The organism is Neisseria sp. P0021.S005 (genome assembly GCF_051956955.1).
The window spans coordinates 1-1485 of record NZ_JBQCWY010000731.1 but is presented as its reverse complement, the minus strand read 5'-3'; the positions used below and the strand labels follow the sequence as shown (position 1 = coordinate 1485).

Here is a 1485-nt window from a genome sequence, read left to right as displayed (position 1 = left end):
ACCTTCCTGCCAACCGCGTCAGCAATGACGACCTTGCCAAAAAAGTGGACACTTCCGACGAGTGGATTACCACGCGTACAGGTATCAAATTTCGCCATATTGCAGACGACAGCGAAAAAACCAGCGATTTGGCCGCCGAGTCAGCGCGCCGCGCCTTGGCAGATGCCGGTTTGCAGGCTGACGATATCGACCTGATTATCGTCGCCACAGCTACCCCCGATATGCAGTTCCCTTCTACGGCAACCATCGTGCAGCAAAAATTGGGCATTGCCAACGGCTGCCCTGCCTTTGACGTACAAGCCGTGTGCGCCGGTTTTATGTATGCCCTGACCACTGCCAATGCCTACATCAAAAGTGGCATGGCGAAAAACGCTTTGGTTATCGGCGCTGAAACCTTCAGCCGCATCGTCGATTGGAACGACCGCACCACCTGCGTCCTCTTTGGTGACGGTGCGGGCGCGGTTGTCTTAAGTGCATCTGACGAACCGGGCATTATCCATAGCAAACTCAAAGCCGACGGCAACTACCTCAACCTTTTGAACGTCCCGGGACAAATTGCCAACGGCCAGATTTGCGGTTCGCCCTACATCAGCATGGACGGCCCCGGCGTATTCAAGTTTGCCGTCAAAATGCTGTCCAAAATCGCAGATGACGTTATCGAAGAAGCCGGTTATACCACCAATCAAATCGATTGGCTTGTGCCGCACCAAGCCAATAAGCGCATTATCGACTCTACCGCCAAACACTTGGGCTTGAGCATGGACAAAGTGATCCTGACCGTCCAAGACCACGGCAACACGTCCGCTGCCTCTATTCCGCTGGCACTGGATGTCGGTATTAAAAACGGCCAAATCAAACGCGGACAAAACCTCTTGCTCGAAGGCATCGGCGGCGGTTTTGCCTGGGGTGCGGTCTTAGTAAAATACTAACGGTTGGGCCGTCTGAACATCCCTTTCAGACAGCCTATTCTGCTAAAACCCATGAAATCCCTAACGTTTGCACTCTGCATCAGCAGCCTGTTTTTAAGCATAACGGCTATAATATTGCCCAAACTGGCAATCGCCTATCTCGCACTGAGTGCATACGTTTTCCTGCTTTACTACCTAGACAAACAGCGCGCACGCAACCACGGCAGACGCATACCCGAAGCAAAATTGCACCTGCTCAATCTGCTTGGCGGCTGACCGGGCGGTTATTGCAGCAGCCTCGCATTCCGGCATAAAACCAGCAAACTCAGTTTTGTCCGCACCTTCCGGCTGAGTGCTGCAACCAATACTGCCGCCACCCTCCTTCTGCTGGCAGACACCCTCAAACATTCAAACCAATAAGGAATTACCATGTCTTTCGCATTCTTCTTTCCCGGACAAGGCTCACAAAGCCTAGGCATGATGAACGGCTTTGCCGAGCAAGCCATCGTTAAAGCCACATTTGACGAAGCTTCCGCCGTATTGGGTCAAGACCTGTGGGCAATGATTAACGGCGAAG

2 protein-coding genes and 1 pseudogene are annotated in these 1485 nt (G+C 52.7%); all 3 read left to right on the top strand.

Translation table 11 applies throughout. From position 1 onward, the window contains the following. A partial coding sequence (locus tag ACTHUE_RS18775; protein ID WP_440403147.1) for a beta-ketoacyl-ACP synthase III occupies positions 1-929 on the top strand: 929 nt, incomplete at its 5' end. 114 nt (positions 930-1043) lie between these two features. Beyond that, positions 1044-1184: a DUF1294 domain-containing protein gene (locus ACTHUE_RS18770; protein ID WP_440364162.1), complete on the top strand. Its 141-nt coding sequence runs from the start codon at positions 1044-1046 to the stop codon at positions 1182-1184. Between the two features lie 153 nt (positions 1185-1337). Next, positions 1338-1485, top strand: a pseudogene (locus tag ACTHUE_RS18765) (ACP S-malonyltransferase); the annotation flags it as partial.